This is a genomic window from Pseudomonas sp. Irchel s3f19, from assembly GCF_900187555.1.
GTDB lineage: Bacteria > Pseudomonadota > Gammaproteobacteria > Pseudomonadales > Pseudomonadaceae > Aquipseudomonas > Aquipseudomonas capeferrum.
The window spans coordinates 26,246-42,905 of sequence record NZ_FYDW01000013.1; the positions used below are offsets into that span (position 1 = coordinate 26,246).

13 protein-coding genes are annotated in these 16,660 nt (G+C 60.8%); 8 read left to right on the top strand and 5 right to left on the bottom strand.

The window, feature by feature from the left end; translation table 11 throughout:
* Positions 1-3: 3 nt before the first annotated feature.
* Complete coding sequence (locus CKW22_RS22615) at positions 4-1,260, top strand: FAD-binding oxidoreductase (protein ID WP_047583237.1); 1,257 nt, start codon at positions 4-6, stop codon at positions 1,258-1,260.
* A 130-nt stretch (positions 1,261-1,390) separates the two neighbouring features.
* Here CKW22_RS22615 and xenA read toward each other — a convergent pair whose 3' ends face one another.
* Positions 1,391-2,482 carry a xenobiotic reductase XenA gene (xenA, locus tag CKW22_RS22620; protein WP_033699795.1) on the bottom strand — a complete coding sequence of 364 codons (1,092 nt, stop codon included), beginning with the start codon at positions 2,480-2,482 and terminating at the stop codon, positions 1,391-1,393.
* 50 nt (positions 2,483-2,532) lie between these two features.
* Between xenA and CKW22_RS22625 the strand changes: the two genes are divergently transcribed.
* On the top strand, positions 2,533-2,868 hold the full coding sequence (locus CKW22_RS22625) for a helix-turn-helix transcriptional regulator (protein ID WP_033699797.1): 336 nt from the start codon (positions 2,533-2,535) through the stop codon (positions 2,866-2,868).
* Between the two features lie 220 nt (positions 2,869-3,088).
* On the opposite strand, the gene mqo is transcribed toward CKW22_RS22625, so the two are convergent.
* Positions 3,089-4,726: a malate dehydrogenase (quinone) gene (mqo, locus tag CKW22_RS22630; protein WP_033699799.1), complete on the bottom strand. Its 1,638-nt coding sequence runs from the start codon at positions 4,724-4,726 to the stop codon at positions 3,089-3,091.
* Positions 4,727-5,060: 334 nt separating this feature from the next.
* On the opposite strand from mqo, the gene CKW22_RS22635 reads away from it, so the two are divergent.
* The 3 genes from CKW22_RS22635 (at position 5,061) to CKW22_RS22645 (ending at position 9,229) form a co-directional block, all read left to right on the top strand.
* The gene (locus CKW22_RS22635; RefSeq protein WP_095065169.1) at positions 5,061-5,591 is read left to right on the top strand and encodes a sigma-70 family RNA polymerase sigma factor; all 531 of its coding nucleotides are present in this window, start codon (positions 5,061-5,063) and stop codon (positions 5,589-5,591) included.
* Between the two features lie 4 nt (positions 5,592-5,595).
* A complete protein-coding gene (locus CKW22_RS22640) occupies positions 5,596-6,561 on the top strand; it encodes a FecR domain-containing protein (RefSeq protein ID WP_033699801.1) in 966 nt (321 codons plus the stop codon).
* A gap of 226 nt (positions 6,562-6,787) precedes the next feature.
* Positions 6,788-9,229 carry a TonB-dependent siderophore receptor gene (locus CKW22_RS22645; RefSeq protein ID WP_095065171.1) on the top strand — a complete coding sequence of 814 codons (2,442 nt, stop codon included), beginning with the start codon at positions 6,788-6,790 and terminating at the stop codon, positions 9,227-9,229.
* Between the two features lie 85 nt (positions 9,230-9,314).
* Here the strand turns inward: CKW22_RS22645 and CKW22_RS22650 are convergent, their stop codons facing one another.
* Positions 9,315-9,506: a DUF4223 family protein gene (locus CKW22_RS22650; protein WP_027594641.1), complete on the bottom strand. Its 192-nt coding sequence runs from the start codon at positions 9,504-9,506 to the stop codon at positions 9,315-9,317.
* Between the two features lie 204 nt (positions 9,507-9,710).
* Here CKW22_RS22650 and CKW22_RS22655 point away from each other — a divergent pair, with 204 nt between their 5' ends.
* From CKW22_RS22655 to CKW22_RS22665, 3 genes are all read left to right on the top strand, one after another.
* Positions 9,711-10,328 carry a LysE family transporter gene (locus CKW22_RS22655; protein WP_047583238.1) on the top strand — a complete coding sequence of 206 codons (618 nt, stop codon included), beginning with the start codon at positions 9,711-9,713 and terminating at the stop codon, positions 10,326-10,328.
* A 463-nt stretch (positions 10,329-10,791) separates the two neighbouring features.
* Entirely contained in the window at positions 10,792-11,055 is a 264-nt protein-coding gene (locus CKW22_RS22660; RefSeq protein ID WP_033699806.1) for a hypothetical protein, read from the top strand.
* A 95-nt stretch (positions 11,056-11,150) separates the two neighbouring features.
* Complete coding sequence (locus CKW22_RS22665) at positions 11,151-11,423, top strand: DUF3077 domain-containing protein (RefSeq protein ID WP_095065173.1); 273 nt, start codon at positions 11,151-11,153, stop codon at positions 11,421-11,423.
* Positions 11,424-11,647: 224 nt separating this feature from the next.
* On the opposite strand, the gene CKW22_RS22670 is transcribed toward CKW22_RS22665, so the two are convergent.
* Together CKW22_RS22670 and CKW22_RS22675 are read right to left on the bottom strand one after the other, a co-directional pair.
* Positions 11,648-15,277, bottom strand: coding sequence for an ATP-binding protein (locus CKW22_RS22670; RefSeq protein ID WP_256577330.1), 3,630 nt, complete (start codon positions 15,275-15,277; stop codon positions 11,648-11,650).
* A gap of 95 nt (positions 15,278-15,372) precedes the next feature.
* Complete coding sequence (locus tag CKW22_RS22675; RefSeq protein WP_033699810.1) at positions 15,373-16,557, bottom strand: EAL domain-containing protein; 1,185 nt, start codon at positions 16,555-16,557, stop codon at positions 15,373-15,375.
* Positions 16,558-16,660: the final 103 nt, after the last annotated feature.

Here is a 16,660-nt window from a genome sequence, read left to right on the forward strand (position 1 = left end):
GCCATGGTCGAGCCACTCAACGCTGCCGACACCGATATCGCCGTGGTCGGCGCCGGCATCGTCGGCGTCGCCTGCGCCCTGCAACTGGCCCGCCAGGGCCGCCGGGTGCTGCTGATCGACCGCGAGCAACCCGGCCATGGCGCCTCCTACGGCAATGCCGGGCACCTGGCCACCGAGCAGGTATTCCCGATCGCCGACCTGTCGATCCTCAAGCGCCTGCCGAGCATGCTGATGGACCCGATGGGCCCGCTGCGCCTGGACTGGAAGTACCTGCCCAAGGCCATGCCCTGGTTCACCCGCCTGCTGCTCAACCTGCGGCCGGCGCCGTTCCAGCGCAGCGTAGCCGGTATCCGTGCATTGAACGAAGGCAGCCTGGCGGCGTGGCAGCAGTTGCTCGGCTCCATTGGGCGCAGCGACCTGTTCAAGGAAGAGGGGTCGTTGCTGGTGTTCGAACGCAGCGAGTCGCGCCAAGCACTCGTGGCCTTGCAGGCGCGCATGCAACAGCAGGCCGTGCCGGTCGACTGGTGGTCGGCCGATGCGGTGCAGGCAGCGGCGCCCCAGTTGAGCCCAGCGCTTTTAGGTGGGCTGTTTTTCCCCGCTACCGGGCATTTTATCGACCCGTACCGCGTGGTCTGCGAACTGTTCGAAGCAGCCAGGGCCAGTGGGGTGCGCTTCGTCCGGGCGCAGGTCGAAGGTGGGCAGTTGCACGGCGGCGGGGTCAGCCTGGTCAGCGACCAGGGCACGTTCAACGCCCGCCAGGTGCTGATCAGTTGCGGCGCGCACTCGGCAACACTTACCGCAGCCCTCACCGGCAAGCGGGTGCCGCTGGATACCGAGCGCGGCTACCACCTGATGTTGCCTGGCGAGCAGCAACGGCTGCCGTTCGCCGTGACCTCACTGGAGCGCAAGTTCATCATGACGCCGATGGCCGACGGCTTGCGCCTGGCCGGCACGGTGGAATTCGCAGGGCTGGATGCGCCGCCGAGCATGCAGCGGGCATGGCAGCTGCATCGGCTGAGCCAGGGTTTGTTCAAGCAGAACCTGGATGCCGAGGGCGCGACGCCGTGGATGGGCTTCAGGCCATCGTTGCCGGACTCATTGCCGGTGATCGACCGTGTGTGTGATGGGCGGGTGTTGCTGGCATTCGGGCATCAGCACCTGGGGCTGACCCAGGCGGCCGTGACGGCCGAATGGGTGGGGCGGCTTGCCGACCAGGAAAAAGGGCCGCAGATGGAGGCCTATCGTTTGGATCGGTTTTGATCAGGGCCGGCCTCTTCGCGGGGCAAGCCCGCTCCCACAGGTAACTGCCAACCTCAAGGCCAGCGGAGTAGCTGTGGGAGCGGGCTTGCCCCGCGAAGAGGCCGGCCCAGGCTACTGAATAATCAGCAACTCAGCGATAACGCTCAAGCCAGTGCGCATAAGGCGCCGGCAAGGTCCACGAGGCTTTATCCACGCCCAGCTCCTTGGCCGCAAAGTACGCCCAATGCGGATCAGCCAGGTGCGCACGCCCTACCGACACCAGGTCGAGCTGATTGGCTTTCAGCGCGCCTTCGGCCAGCTGCGGCGTACCAAAGCCCCACGCCGACGTCACCGGCAGGCCCGCCTCGCGGCGTACACGCTCTGCAATCGGCCCCATGAACGCCGGGCCCCACGGGATGTTGGCGTCAGGGATGGTGAAGCCGACGCTGACACTCAGCAGGTCCAGGCCACCGGCTTTGAACATGCGGGCCAACTCGATGGATTCTTCCAGGGTCTGCTCATCGCGACCGTCATATTCCAGCACGCCGAAACGCGCGGTCAGCGGCAGGTTTTCTGGCCACACCTCACGTACCGCGGCCAGGGTTTCCAGCAGGAAGCGGCTGCGGTTCTCGAAGCTGCCACCGTAGGCGTCGGTGCGCTGGTTGGTGTGTTCGGAGAAGAAGCTCTGGCCCAGGTAACCGTGGGCAAAGTGCAGTTCGATCCATTCAAAACCCGCATCCCGCGCACGGCGTGCAGCGTCGACGAAGTCTTGCTTGACCCGGGCGATGTCGCCCAGGGTCATTTCGCGCGGCACTTTCGGCAGGTGAGCACCGAAGGCAATGGCCGACGGGGCGATGGTGTCCCAGCCACGGGCGTCGTCGGCGGCGATGTGGTCGTCACCTTCCCAGGGGCGGTTGGCGCTGGCCTTGCGCCCGGCGTGGGCGATCTGGATGCCGGGCACCGAGCCTGCGGCCTTGATCGCCTGCACCACCGGCACGAAGGCTTGGGCGTGGGCGTCGCTCCAGATACCGGCACAACCGGGGGTGATGCGCCCTTCCGGCGCCACGGCGGTGGCTTCGACCACCAGCAGGCCGGCACCACCTCGGGCCAGGCTGGCCAGGTGCACGTGGTGCCAGTCGTTGATCATGCCGTCCTCGGCCATGTACTGGCACATCGGCGGAATGGCGATGCGGTTGCGCAGGGTGACGTCCTTGAGGGTGTAGGGTTCGAACAATGCGGACATGGAGAAGCTCCCGGGTTATCTGAATACGATAGTTCGATCATAATCGAACTATGGCAATAATTGAAAGGCCCGTTATCATGTCGACCATGCGAGCCTACAAACATCCCAACCCTGAAGACCTGATTCTCGAGCGCCTGCTTTACGCCCTGAGCGACCCCGTGCGCCTGGAGATTGTGCGCCACCTGGCGGGCGTGGCGGAGGCCAGCTGCGGCGAGCTTGACGGCGGGCGGCCGAAGTCGAGCATGTCCCACCATTTTCGCGTCTTGCGCGATGCGGGGCTGGTGCACACGCGCAACGTCGGCACTACCCACATGAATTCGCTGCGCAGCGAAATGCTCGACGAACGGTTCCCTGGGTTGCTGGAGTGTGTTTTGCGTCAGCGGTGATGCCGTGTGCTCGCCATAGCAGTTTCAGCGGCTATGAAATCGAGCGCCGCGCGGGCGGCGCTCGATATACGCCCCTCCACCCATCCCATGACAGGCCCCTAGCCGCCCTCACCCGATCTCCCGATGAACAAATCGCAGCCATTCTTCCCCAACATGGCGTGAAGAACCCAAAAAAAAGCCACGAGGTCACCCCCGTGGCTTTCGATTACAACAATGGGGCTTACAGCGCCATGTCGTTCTCAGGCTTGCTTTCTACCGGCTCGCTCGGCGCGTTGCCGAAATCAACGCTGGCGTCGATCACCGGCGGCTTCTCCAGCTGCAGCACTTCAGCGGTGTAGTTCCACTCTTTCTGCGTGGCCGCAGCCGAATCATTCAGCTTGGTACCGTAGCTTGGCACGATCTCTTTGATCTTGGCCTGCCACTCTGGCGTCGCCACTTTCTCTTTGAACACGGTCTCAAGCACATTCAGCATGATCGGGGCCGCGGTCGAAGCACCTGGCGAGGCGCCCAGCAGGCCGGCGATGGTGCGGTCTTGGGAAGCCACCACTTCGGTGCCCAGCTTCAGCACGCCACCCTTCTCGGCATCACGCTTGATGATCTGCACGCGCTGACCGGCCTGCCACAGGCGCCAGTCTTCTTTCTTGGCGTTAGGGAAGTAGGTGCGCAGCGCTTCGAAGCGGTCGTCGTCAGACAGCATCAGCTGGCCAGCGAGGTACTCGACCAGCGGGTACTGTTCGATACCGACCTTGGTCATCGGCCACACGTTGTGCAGCGTGGTGCTGCCCAGCAGGTCGAGGTACGAGCCGTTTTTCAGGAACTTGGTCGAGAACGTGGCGAATGGCCCGAACAGGATCACGCGCTTGCCGTCCAGCACGCGGGTATCCAGGTGCGGTACCGACATGGGCGGCGCGCCGGTCGAGGCAATGCCGTAGGCCTTGGCCATGTGCTGCATGGCAACGGTCGGGTTCTCGGTCACCAGGAACGAACCACCCACCGGGAAGCCGGCGTATTCCTTGGCCTCCGGGATGCCCGACTTCTGCAGCAGCTTCAGCGCGCCGCCGCCGGCACCGATGAACAGGAACTTGGCGTCGGTGGCCGACTCGGTACCGTCCTTCAGGTTCTTGTACTCGACGTGCCAGGAGCCGTCCTTGTTACGGGTGATGTCCTGCACTTCGCTGGACAGCTTCAGGTCGAACTTGTCCTGGGTCTTCAGGTGGCCAACGAACTGGCGGGTGATCTCGCCGAAGTTGACGTCGGTGCCGATCGGCGTCCAGGTCACGGCCAGCTTCTGGTTAGGGTCGCGCCCTTCCATCATCAGCGGGACCCACTTGGCGATCTGCGCGTGGTCCTCGGAGTACTGCATCGGGCGGAACAACGGGCTGGCCTGCAGCGCGTCGTAACGCTTCTTGAGGAACTTGATGTTGTCATCGCCCCAGACGAAGCTCATGTGCGGGGTGCTGTTGATGAACGAATGCGGGTTCTTCAACACACCCTGGCGGACCTGCCACGACCAGAACTGGCGGGAGATCTGGAAGGCTTCGTTGATTTCGATGGCCTTGGTGATGTTGACGTTGCCGTCTTTGTCTTCCGGGGTGTAGTTCAGCTCGGCCAGCGCGGAGTGGCCGGTACCGGCGTTGTTCCAGCCGTTGGAGCTTTCTTCCGCGACGCCGTCCAGGCGCTCGACCATTTCCATCGACCAGCTCGGCTCCAGCTCGTGCAGCCAGACAGCCAGGGTGGAACTCATGATGCCGCCGCCGACCAGCAGCACGTCGACTTTCTTGGTTTCTGCCGCGTGCGCTTGCATGACGCTCGCCGCGACAGCCAGACCCAGCAAGGTCTTGCCAGCTTTCTTGAACATTGATTGATTCCAATGGTTAGCACGTAAGGAAGGCCTAGGCGGGGCCTTGTATTTCTCTGTCCTTCAGCGCGCGCTTGTTATTGGTCATTGGAGTCAGCAGCCAAGAGAAACAGTGAACGCTCAGCCGTTGGTCGAATTGACCGGCCATCGCTGAAACGTTTTTCCGATTGTAACCCAATTGACAGCACAAACAAATTGAGGGGGTTCGCGTCAAGGCGGCAGGTTGTCCCAGGTGCACGGGAAAGAACGACACCGATTGCAGTATTGTTCCGCCGCCCCTACTATTGCGATCATTTCTCATTCGCACCAGTACGCGCTCGCGCCGGATGCCGCCGTGGTTTCGATACCTGAGTTGAACACCTCGATCCATACCCTGTACCACAGCCATTCGCGCTGGTTGCTTGGCTTTTTGTACCGGCGCCTGGGCAGCCGTTGCGATGCCGCTGACCTGGTGCAGGACACCTTCCTGCGCATCCTCAACCGCCCCCGCCAGTTCGACGGTGAGCGTGGTGAACGCTCGTACCTCGCCACCATCGCCCGTGGCCTGTGCGTGGATCACTGGCGGCGACAGAAGCTGGAGCAGGCCTGGTTGCAACAGCTGGCGTTGCAGCCGGAAGCATTGCAGCCCTCCCCCGAGCAGCGGGCGATCATCGTCGAGACCCTGCACGAGGTCGACGCCATGCTGTTGCGCCTGCCCGGCAAAGTGCGCCAGGCGTTTCTGCTGGCGCAGATCGATGGCCTGGCCTACCGCGATATTGCCGCGCACCTGGGCGTTGGCGAGCGCATGCTCAAGAAGTACCTGGCGCAGGCGTTTTTGCATTGCGCCATCCTTGAAGCCGAACTCGACGGCGTGCTGGTGGAATGACGCCATGAGTACACCCGCGCAGAAACTCAGCCACGCCAGCCTGCAGGAAGCCGCGCACTGGTATGTGCAACTGCAGGACGAAGCCGCCGACCCGCAGGTGCGCCACCAGTGGCAGCGCTGGCTGGACCAGCACGGCGACCACCAGGCGGCCTGGCATTATGTGCAACGCGTCGGTCAACGCTTCGCCCCCTTGCAGGCCGAAGGCGCTGCTGCGGGCCGCGCCCTGCGCGAGCACGACCCGCGCCGCTTCAGCCGGCGCACGGGGCTCAAGACGTTGCTGGTGCTCGGCGCCAGCTCGCTGCTGGGCTGGCAGGCTTGGCGGGGGGCGCCGCTGTCGAGCTGGAGCGCCGACCTTGCCACCGGCATTGGCGAAACCCGGGTAACGCGCCTGGCCGACGGCAGCCAGTTGTGGCTGGGTGCACAAAGTGCGGTGGACCTGGAATTTTCGGCGCTGAGCCGAGTGTTGAAGCTGCGCTTTGGCGAAATACTGGTGGAGACCGCCGCCGACCCGCGCCGGCCGTTTTTCGTCGACACCGCGCAAGGGCGCATGCAGGCGCTGGGTACACGGTTTGCGGTCTGCCAACTGGGCGACAGCACGCGGTTGAACGTGTATGCCGGTGCGGTCGAGGTTTGTACTGCGCTGCGGGGTGAGCGCCTTATCGTCCAGGCCGGGCAGCAGGTGGATTTCAGTGCCCAGGGCATCAGCACAGCGCGCCCGGCGCAGAGTGCGGGCGAGTCGTGGATTCAGCAGCGATTGAATGCCGAGGACATGCCTCTGGCGCAGTTGCTGCAGACGCTGGGGCGCTATCGCCATGGGCACCTGGGGTGGCATCCGGCGGTGGCGCAGTTGTCGGTGATGGGGGCTTTTCCGCTTGATGATACCGACCGCGCGCTTGAGCTGTTGCAGGCGGCGCTGCCGGTGCGGGTGCAGCGGGTGACGCCATGGTGGGTGAGTGTGGAGCCCGCTTGAGGGGGTGTGGGGGTGACAGGTGCATGCCGATAGGTTTGCAGCGCCCTTGAGATCGAGCGCCGCCCGCGCGGCGCTCGATCTCAAGGGCAATACAAAAACAACGGCATACACCCAAAAGCCCCAAAACCCCCAAAAAACCCCCACCGCCCAGTTCCCTTTTCCCAATCTCGTTCGGTTACCCCCTCACAACCCCCTTCAACTCACCGTATCCACCCCAGGGACCAGCATGCCGACGCCCTTCCACCCCGCCCTTCGCCTGGCGCTTGCCGCCCCACTGTCTCTATGCGCCGCCGCCCCCCTCATGCTGCCGGCAACGCTGGCCCATGCCGAACAAGCCGCCAGCGCCGAGACCACCTTCAACATCGCCCCCGGCTCGCTGGCCGGCGCCCTCAACCAGTTCAGCAGCCAGGCCGGCATCTACCTGGCCGGCAGCAATGCATTGGCCGCCGGCAAGACCAGCCCGGGCCTGCAAGGCCGCTACAGCGTCGCCCAAGGCCTGGCCCGCCTGCTGCAAGGCAGTGGCCTGCAAGCCGTACCGCAAGGCAGCGCCGGCTATGTGCTGCAACCGGTCGCCGACGGCAATGCCTTGCAACTCGATGCCACCGCCATCAACGCCGCAACCCTGGTCGCCAGCAATGGCCAGGGCGACAGTGGCTACCGCGCGGTAGCCAGCGCCACCGCCAGCAAGACCAGCAGCGCCCTGGCCGACACGCCGCGCTCGGTCTCGGTGGTGACCCGCCAGCGCATGGACGACCAGCAATCACAAACCCTTACCGAAGTGCTCGGCTATGTGCCGGGCATCTTCTCCCCACCGTTTGCCGGCGGTGATGGCCAGGCGGGCGACCTGTTCTTCATCCGTGGCTTCAACGCCACCGACTATGGCTACGGCCTGCTGCGCGACGGCCTGCGGGTACAAGGCAACCGCTACGACACCAGCAGCGAACCTTATGGCCTGGAGCGCGTGGAAGTATTCCGCGGCCCGACCTCTATCCTTTATGGCGAGAATGCCCCAGGTGGCGTGGTCAACCTGGTCAGCAAGCGGCCGACCGCCGAACCCCGTGGCGAAGTGCAGCTGAGCTACGGCTCGCACAACCGCCGCCAACTGGGCGTCGACGTGTCCGGCCCACTGAACGAAGAAGGCAACGTGCTGGGCCGCCTGGTGATGATGGGCCGCAACGCCGATACCCAGGTCGATCACCAGCCCGATGACCGCCTCTACATCGCCCCCTCGCTGACCCTGAACTTCGACGACTTCAACAGCCTCACCCTGCTGGCCACCTACCAGCGCGACCGCACGCTGATGGAACTCGGCTACCCGGCCGCCGGCACCTTGCTGCACAACCCCAATGGCAAGATCGACAAGGACCAGTTGTCCGGCAACCCGGACTGGGACAACTTCGAACGCGAAACCTGGAGCCTGGGCTACGAGTTCAGCCACCGCTTCAACGATACCTGGCAGTTCCGCCAGAACTCGCGTTACCTGCAGTCGCGCATCGACCGCCAGGAGACCTGGCCAGGCAGCCTCAACAATGGCGGCTTCGGCACCACCCTGAGCAACCAGGCCTACGACCGCTACAACAAGTCCATCGCCTACTCGCTGGACAACCAGTTCGAAGGCCACTTCAACAGCGGCGCGTTCGAGCACACCCTGCTGTTGGGGGCGAGCCTTGACCGCACCTCGTTCAACCAGGACTGGGACGCCGGCAACGGCGGCACCATCAACGTGTTCGACCCGGTGTGGAACGGCAAGCCAAGCACGCCACTGCACGTGCAGAACGCCTTGCTCGAACAGACCATGTACGGCCTCTACAGCCAGTTGCAGACCAAGGTCGACAATTGGGTGCTGCTGCTCGGCGGGCGCCTGGACCGGGTCAACAGCCAGTTCCGCAACAAGGCTGGCACGCTCAACGTTCCAGCGGACATGGACAGCTGGGACAGCGACTTCACCTGGCAGACCGGCGTGATGTACCAGTTCGAAAACGGCCTGTCGCCCTACTTCAGCTACTCCACTGCCTTCGCCCCGACCCAGCAGACCGAGAGCAAGAGCGGCCCGCTGGACCCGACCACCAGCGAACAGTACGAAGTGGGTATCAAGTACGAACCCAAAGGCTGGAACACCGCCTTCACCGCGTCGGTGTACGACCTGCGCAAGAAGGACGATGTGCTGTTCGACTCAAGCGTCGGTGACTACCGCCAGATCGGCGCCAGCCGCGCCAAGGGCGTGGAGCTGGAGCTCAACAGCGACCTGAGCGAAAACCTCAACCTCACGGCGGCGTATACCTACACCGATTCGCGCATTACCAAAGACGTGGCCGGCTCGCTGTATGAAGACCATCAGATGACCGGGGTACCGCGCAACCAGGCGTCGGTGTGGAGCACCTACCGTTTTCGTGATGGGCTGTTGAAGGGCTTGCAGATTGGCGGCGGCGTGCGTCATTTCGACAGCACATTCGCTTATACCCCAGCCAGCCTGTACGGCAAGCTCGATACCGGCGATGTCACGCTGGTGGACGCCAAGGTGGGTTACACCCTCGACGACAACTGGTCGGTCGAGGTCAACGCCCGCAACCTGTTCGACAAAGAGTACGTGGCCGGTTGCAACAACGCCGGGCGTTGCTACTGGGGTGAGGAGCGCACCTTGCTGGGCACGGTGTCGCTGCGCTGGTGAGCCGTTAAACAAAAGACCCCGGCCACTTGCATGGCCGGGGTCTTTGGATCACGTCGCAAGCGGCGCGATCAGGGTATCGCCAAGATTACTGCGGCTGAGGCAGTTTATCGATTGGGCCGCAGCCACCGATGACCTTGGAGATGGAAACCGAAGGGTGGAACAGGTAGTCGTACGAGCAGTTCTTCTGCTGGTTGTAGACTTGGCCAGTGCAGCCGGACAGCAGGGCAACGCCCGAAACGACAGCAACAGCAACAGTGGCTTTCAACAGCTTTTTCATACAAAGTCCTTTAAATGAATCGTCGGCCATCGTGCTGATGGCGCCCGGATCATACAGAACCAAGGCATTGGATCCAAGTCGTGCGGGCCGCGATGTAACAATACGTCGCGTTATCGCAGCATTAACCGACAGTTGAAAAGTAGGCCGCCACGGAAGATAGTCTGTCGTTCTGCCTCGCACCTGCACGCTTACAGGAGTTTCCCCATGCTCGGTGTTACCGACTACGGCGCGTTCGTCATCGCCTTCATCATCGTCCTGGCCATCCCCGGCCCGGGCAACTTTGCCTTGATCACGGCGACCGGCAAAGGCGGCATCAAGGCTGGCATGGCGGCGACCTGCGGGGTGATCCTGGGTGACCAGGTGCTGTTGTGGCTGGCCGTGGCCGGCGTTGCCACCCTGCTGGCCGCCTACCCTGCCGCGTTCCATGTGGTGCAGTGGGCGGGCGCTGCGTACCTGGCTTACCTGGGGCTGCGCATGCTGCTGAGCAAACCCGGCGGCGCCCCGCGTGCAAGCCGCATGGACAACGGCCACTACTTGCGCCAGACCATGATGATCACCTTGCTCAACCCCAAGGCGATCATGTTCTACATGGCGTTTTTCCCGCTGTTCGTCGACCCGGTGAAGCACCAGGGGCTGGTGACCTTTGGCTTCCTGGCGGCGACCGTGGCGGTGGTGACGTTGCTGTATGGGCTGATTGCGGTGGTGTTGACCCACAAGCTGGCTGAACGCATGCGCGCGAATCCGCGGATTACCCACCTGTTCGAGCGATTGGCGGGGGTGTGCCTGGTCGGGTTCGGGATCAAGCTGGCGGCGATGCGCTGAGGGTTTTCCACAAGGCTTGCGCTGCCCTGTAGGAGCTGGCTTGCCCTGCGATGGGCCGCAAAGCGGCCCCAGGATCTATCCAGCAAACCATAACCAACAGGTCAGCCCAGTCTTCATTCCCTGAACGATAAAAGACGGCAACTTAGCCTTCCGCCCTACAGCTAACCTTCAGTTTTTTCCCCTATCTTGTAGTCCATTTCCCAAACATACTCCCAACCCGCTCAAACGGTTGCTAGTGCTTGGGTCGCGCTCTAGTCTCGCCGTGTCGTTGCCACTGTAGCGACCGGCTTTGACAGGCCGTCCCGACTTAAGAACTCACTTGCAGCGCTTAATGGCAGCTGTACATGGGGCACACTCGTGTGCGCCGGGTTCCTTGGGTCACCGGTCTGTCAACCCATGTATAGCTGCCTCCATTCGTTTGACAGCGTTAGCAGGCAGCTCCACCTGACTCAAGGAGCTGTATATGCGCAAGATAGTCCCCGATCCGCCCTACTCCCTCGATGCCTCGCAAATCCTGCAGGACACCCTGATCCAATCCACAGAGTACGTCCTCTGCGCCCTGTCCGTAGCCCGTCAGTCCGTGCAACTCAAACCCACCTCGCCCAGCTCGATCGTGATGCAAGCCGTCATCCACGAGATGGAAGCCGTACAAAGCCTGGTGGAGTCCGCCTTGATGCAACTGCAGATGCAGCCGCATGCTCCGGCAGAGCCGCGCACCCTGCACTGAAACCATTGAAGTGATGCATCGCCTGGGCGTGCCTGTTCGCGGGTAAAACCGCGAACAGGCACGCCCGGGAACTGAACATTCCAGGGAGTTCAATGATGACTACAGACACCCCCAAGCCGCCCACTACAGCCGGCAAAACCACGTTCTACCAAGGCGAAAACCAAACCCACCCACTCTTTCGCATCGAGCCCGGCATCTGCTGCCAAAGCGCCCGCGAACAGGCTTCCGAATTGATGGGCTACGTACACGACATGACCTTGGCTGGATTGATGGATGGTGATCAAAAGCTGATCTGGGCCTCGCATTACCTGAGCGCGATGGCCAAGGCGCTGCTAGATGATGCTGAGCTGGGGATGATGAAACATTAAGGCAACGCTATGCGAGTCTCGATCTGATTTTGAGCAACACCAAACCGTTCGAGGCCTCGCGCTTTCTCGACAATACCGAAATATTCGCAGCGTTCTTGACGGAGGGTCTGTGGACACTGAGACGTATACAGGCTGGGCAGCGTAGAGCAATTGCCATCGCAAGCACTATCAACAGAGACGCCTGATCACGGCCTCACCAAAAGGCTAAGTTTGTCGCCTGAGCGCTATCTGTAACTCATAAGCGCCTGCTCCAGGGCTGTAATAGCAGCCTGTACCTCTACCACGACATCGCTGATCTGGCTCTGATACATCTCCGGTGTACGGCACAAAACCTCCAGTTGACGACAACACTCAACCAGTTGCTCAGCTTTTACCACCCTTGCAGCGCCCTTGATTCGGTGCGCCAGCTCCGCCAGCTTTTCGAATTGGTCTTCCTGCATGAAGATACCAAGAGCTTTACAATCCTTGCGGTTGTTATTGATCAGCTCGTCAAGAATCTGTCTAAACTTCTCAGGCTCGCTGCTGATCAACATTTCCAAGGGCCCAAGGTCGACCACGCTCGTTGAAACAGGCCTCGCCTCTAATCGTTCCGTAGACTGCAAGTCGATCGCAGGACTTTCGTTCTTAGAGCACTGCAACAAGCGAGCGTCCAATTCATCCAAAGCAATCGGCTTAATTAGACAGTCATTCATACCGACTTTAAGACAATGCTCTATCTCTTCCGATTGCGCATCAGCGGTCAGACCCAGGATTATGGAAGCCTCCAACCCTTGAGCCTCCTCTACCTGCCGTATCGCCTGAGTAAGTTCGGCACCGCTCATGACCGGCATGTGGCAATCGGTAATGACAATATCGAAAGCGTGCTCACACCAGCGTTCAAAAGCCGACCGGCCGTTTTCCGCCTCGCTGACATCATGACCCAGAAAGTTCAGCTGCTGACGCAGTACCTGTCGATTGACTTCATGATCATCGACGATCAATACTTGCAAACGATAGCGTGGCTGTTGAATTAACGGCAGTGCAGTTACTGGCGTAAAATTAACAGGTTCAAGTATCTGCAGGCCTAGCTCGACTTCGACGCGCGTCCCTCTACCGACGGCGCTGCTCAGGTTCACTCGGCCGCCCATCATTTCGCAAAGCGAGCGACTGATCACTAGCCCCAGCCCAGTGCCTTCGCTTTGATGTGAGTTTCGTTGAGCCTGAACAAAAGGACGGAACAATCGTTGTTGATCTTCAGAACTGATACCCACGCCAGTGTCTTCGACACTGAGCTTGATAGTTAGCACGCTTGCTTCGCTCAACACACCACTGATGCTGATTTTGACTGTTCCCGCTTCGGTGAATTTGATTGCGTTGCTAACCAGATTGGAAAGAACCTGTTTGAAACGTAGAGCGTCGATCAGTACGTCACAGTTGATGCTAGAATCGATATCGAGCAAAAGCTCTAGGCGCTTTTGACGCGCCAGCCCTTCAAACACCCGCGCCACTGACTCAATCAAAACACGTAAGTTCGCACGTTTAAGCGACAGGCTAAGGCGTCCAGACTCGATGCGGGCGATGTCAAGGATATCGCCGATCAATTCCAGCAGGCTTTTTGCCGATGTATGAGCGATCTCAATGCTGGCGCGGTCGATTGGCTCGCTGTCGGCGCGCTTGAGTGCAAGCTCGAGGATGCCGATCACGGCATTCATCGGTGTGCGGATTTCGTGACTCATGGTGGCCAGGAAGCTGGTCTTGGCGCGGCTAGCGTCGTCCGAATGGGCCTTCGCTTCGCGTAACTGCGCCACCAACTGGCGGTGCTCGGTGATATCCAGCCAGCCACAGATGACACCCTTTGTCACCCCTTTGGAGTCCTGAAACGGTTGCACCCAGTGGTTGATCCACGCCTCCTTGCCCTGGAGCCGCACGGCATGTACCGACTCGATCGTCTGCCCGTCGCGCATGGCCTGAGAGTAATTGCGATGGAACTCCGGGAGGCTTTCGAAATTCTCCTTCGGTAACTGCCGGACCGTTTTATGCAACACCTCATCGGCGCTCAAGCCAACGCTTTTGAGATAGCTGCGGTTGCACGACAGCATTCGTCCCTTGGTATCACGGACATAAAGCGGTGGCGGCATGCAGTCGGTCAGGGTCTCGATAAATTGCAACTGATCGTTGAGCATGCGCTCGGCCTTGAGCCGGGCTTTGATCTGCCTACGCAGGTAAAACACCCACACCAGTGACAACAACAGCAACAGCGCGGCAGCGGCGACAATTTCAGTGATCAGCCGCTCATAATCTACCCAGGTCTGACCGCTCATACCCGGTGGCGAACGCCAGCGGTTGGAAATCGCATTGAGCTCGTCCGGTGCAATGCTCTGCAAGACGGTATCGATGATCGACTGCAGCTCTACGTCACTACGACGCATGGCGAAATTGACCGTCGCCGGTCCAACATCAAGTATCTGGTTGATGGCCAGTTTGTCGTGGAACAACCGCTCGATGTAATAGCGTGCAGCAGGCAACGCCACCATCGCAGCATCAGCATTGCCTTCATAGAGCAAGTTCATTGTATCCAGCGAGCCACCCGCCTCCACCACCCTGGCTTCGGGGTAACGCTCGCGCAGTTGCTCGATGGCCACATGACCCGTTGGAACCGCCACACGCTTGTCGATCAGATTGCCCAGCTTGCCTTGCTGGTCAATGTTGCTGAGCAATACAAAGGGACTGTTGAGCAGTGGCCGGGAAAAGCGCAGGTATTCCTCGCGCTCCGAGCTTGCCGTCATCAGTGCCAGATCTGCCTTGCCCTTCTGCACCGCGTCGATAATCTGGGGGAAGCCACCACTGCGGGAAACCACTTCAAAATGCAGGCCGGTACTTAGCGTGATCACTTCAAGAACATCGGCGATGCCGCCTGAAAACACCCCGCTAGCATCGAAATAGGCGCCCGGGGCCAGGTCATCATTGATCACCAGGCGTACCACCGGATGCCGCTGTATCCAGCGTGTTTGCTCTACGGTGAGGCTAATGGGGTCTTCACTGGGGATGAAGCTGTTGCCCACCCATCGCTTGGCCAAATTGCGCAACTGATCTTCGCCGATGGATGTGAGGGCGACATTGAGAAGCCGTTGCATACGCGTGTTGTCGACCTTCAGCGCATAACTGTAGTCGCCTCCGCGAACATCCGAGAAACGCTCAAAACGGACAAAGTTGTAGAACGAACGATTGATTAGGTAATAGGCGCTGTACAGGTCGTCCAAGTAAACATCCGCCTGCCCAAAGGCGGCAGCGGCAATCGCTTTTTCATGGTCGGCGTACACCCTGAAAACGGCCCGCGGGTAGCGGTGTTTGAGCTCGGCGCTATGCTCGTGGGTGATCGCAACACGCAAGCCGGCAAGATCAGGGGGTGAATGCCGGGGTTCGGCACTGCGTTTGAACACCGCCAGCCGGTCCCTGGCGTAGGGAATGCTCAGCAGCAGGTCGGGGCGAGGCTCTGTACTGCCGTGAATACTGATGACATCGACACTACCGGCCTGTAATGCCTTGCGCGCGTCCTGCTCATTGGCAAAGGGAACGACCTTCACCTGCAAGCCCAAGAGTTGAGCGACCAGAGCGGTTGCATCGGCGCTGATGCCTTCGTACAGGTTATCTTGGGCATAGACTGAAAACGGCGCGGACTCGGTTGCATACACACCCACCTTGAGCTCAGCCTTGTGCCGCAGCCAATGCCAGTCTTCAGTCGTGATCGCCATATCGTGACGATCGATACGCAGCTGGCTGGACAACACCTGCGGGGCCAAAGGCAGGGTGGCAGCCAGCAGCGGAACGCTGCTCAACAGTAGGCCGATGGACAGGCAGAAAGAACGTAAATGCATGCGAGATAGAAACCGAAGGAGCCTGGGGATCGCCGCCAGTGGCGGCGCAATAATAGTTCAAAGTGGTTGCCGTCGCTCGTTCATGAGGACCTGCCTCACAACCTGCGCTGCATGCAGAAGTCGATGAAGTGGCTTTCCGGCATCGGCCGGGCGAACAAAAACCCTTGGGCAAGGGTGGCGCCCAACTCAATCAGGTGAGCCTGTTGCTCGACGGTCTCTACACCTTCGATAACCAGCGAGATGCCTAACGCCCGGGCCAGCGCCACCGAGCAACTGATAATCGCAGCGCTCTTGGGCTGGTTTTGCATCTTGCGCACGAACGCCCGGTCAAGCTTGATTTCACTAAATGGCAGTTCACTTAGTCTATCCAATGAAGAATAACCGGCGCCAAAATCATCCATGGCCAGGCCACAACCGAGCATACGCAGCCGCACCAGGTTTTCCAGACTTCTGGCAGGTGCACTGATGAGACCAGACTCGGTGATTTCGAACGTCACGCTGGCCGCTGGCACCTGTGACCGCTTGATCAGCAGGGTGATGCGCTCAGTCAACGCGGCGCACGCCAGCTGCGCCGGGTGCAAGTTGAACGCCAGGTCGATCCCCTGGCGCTGCGCTGCCAGCCTTTGCTGAAGAGACAGGCCCTGTTCGAACAGCTGCCAGAACAAGCGGTTGATCAGGTTGTGCGCTTCCATCACCGGTAAAAAATGTGCGGGTGGCAGCACCCCCCATTGAGGGTGCGTCCAGCGTGCAAGCACTTCTGCGCCAACCAGTTGCTGCCCCTGCAGGGTAAATTTGGGTTGGTAATAGGCCTCGAACTCTCCGTTGTCCAAGCCTTGCTGCACATCGTTCAGCGTGGGGAGCTCTGCCGGCGACAACACTTTAGGCGCGGCGCTGCAGTGTTCCCTATAGCGTTTGACCACCTGGCTGAATCCTTCCAGGTTGAAAGGCTTGCCCAAGTCGCCCAAAAAAGTCAGGCCCAGACAGTGGATCATCGCGACCGTGGCTTGACGCAGCGCCGGGTCCAGTTCGCTGCATAGCACCACAGCCCCAATTTTGCCGCTGCTACTGGCTTGGCGAAGAAACGCCAAGCCGTCCATGCCAGCCATTCTCAAGTCACAGATAATAATGTCTACCGCGTCGCAGGCTGACAGCACAGCAACGGCCTCGTGGCCGTCCGCCGCTTGCAGAATGGGCCCCGGCAACACTTTTTCCAGTGCAGTCACGGTGACAAGGCGCTGGAAGGGTTCATCCTCCAGCACCAGAACAGTCAAGTCTTGCATCGCAGGTCTACACGCACGCAATTGAAGGAGCCACAGTCTGCAAGGCTCGCATCTGACACCTCCATGGGAAATTTCCTCTCATCCATCGGAAATTTCCGAAGCA

Coding starts and splice junctions, on each gene's coding strand:
- CKW22_RS22615 (WP_047583237.1), top strand. CDS start 4: ATGGTCGAGCCACTCAACGCTGCCGACACCGATATCGCCGTGGTCGGC.
- xenA (WP_033699795.1), bottom strand. CDS start 2,482: ATGTCCGCATTGTTCGAACCCTACACCCTCAAGGACGTCACCCTGCGC.
- CKW22_RS22625 (WP_033699797.1), top strand. CDS start 2,533: ATGGCAATAATTGAAAGGCCCGTTATCATGTCGACCATGCGAGCCTAC.
- mqo (WP_033699799.1), bottom strand. CDS start 4,726: ATGTTCAAGAAAGCTGGCAAGACCTTGCTGGGTCTGGCTGTCGCGGCG.
- CKW22_RS22640 (WP_033699801.1), top strand. CDS start 5,596: ATGAGTACACCCGCGCAGAAACTCAGCCACGCCAGCCTGCAGGAAGCC.
- CKW22_RS22645 (WP_095065171.1), top strand. CDS start 6,788: ATGCCGACGCCCTTCCACCCCGCCCTTCGCCTGGCGCTTGCCGCCCCA.
- CKW22_RS22650 (WP_027594641.1), bottom strand. CDS start 9,506: ATGAAAAAGCTGTTGAAAGCCACTGTTGCTGTTGCTGTCGTTTCGGGC.
- CKW22_RS22655 (WP_047583238.1), top strand. CDS start 9,711: ATGCTCGGTGTTACCGACTACGGCGCGTTCGTCATCGCCTTCATCATC.
- CKW22_RS22660 (WP_033699806.1), top strand. CDS start 10,792: ATGCGCAAGATAGTCCCCGATCCGCCCTACTCCCTCGATGCCTCGCAA.
- CKW22_RS22665 (WP_095065173.1), top strand. CDS start 11,151: ATGACTACAGACACCCCCAAGCCGCCCACTACAGCCGGCAAAACCACG.
- CKW22_RS22670 (WP_256577330.1), bottom strand. CDS start 15,277: ATGCATTTACGTTCTTTCTGCCTGTCCATCGGCCTACTGTTGAGCAGC.
- CKW22_RS22675 (WP_033699810.1), bottom strand. CDS start 16,557: ATGCAAGACTTGACTGTTCTGGTGCTGGAGGATGAACCCTTCCAGCGC.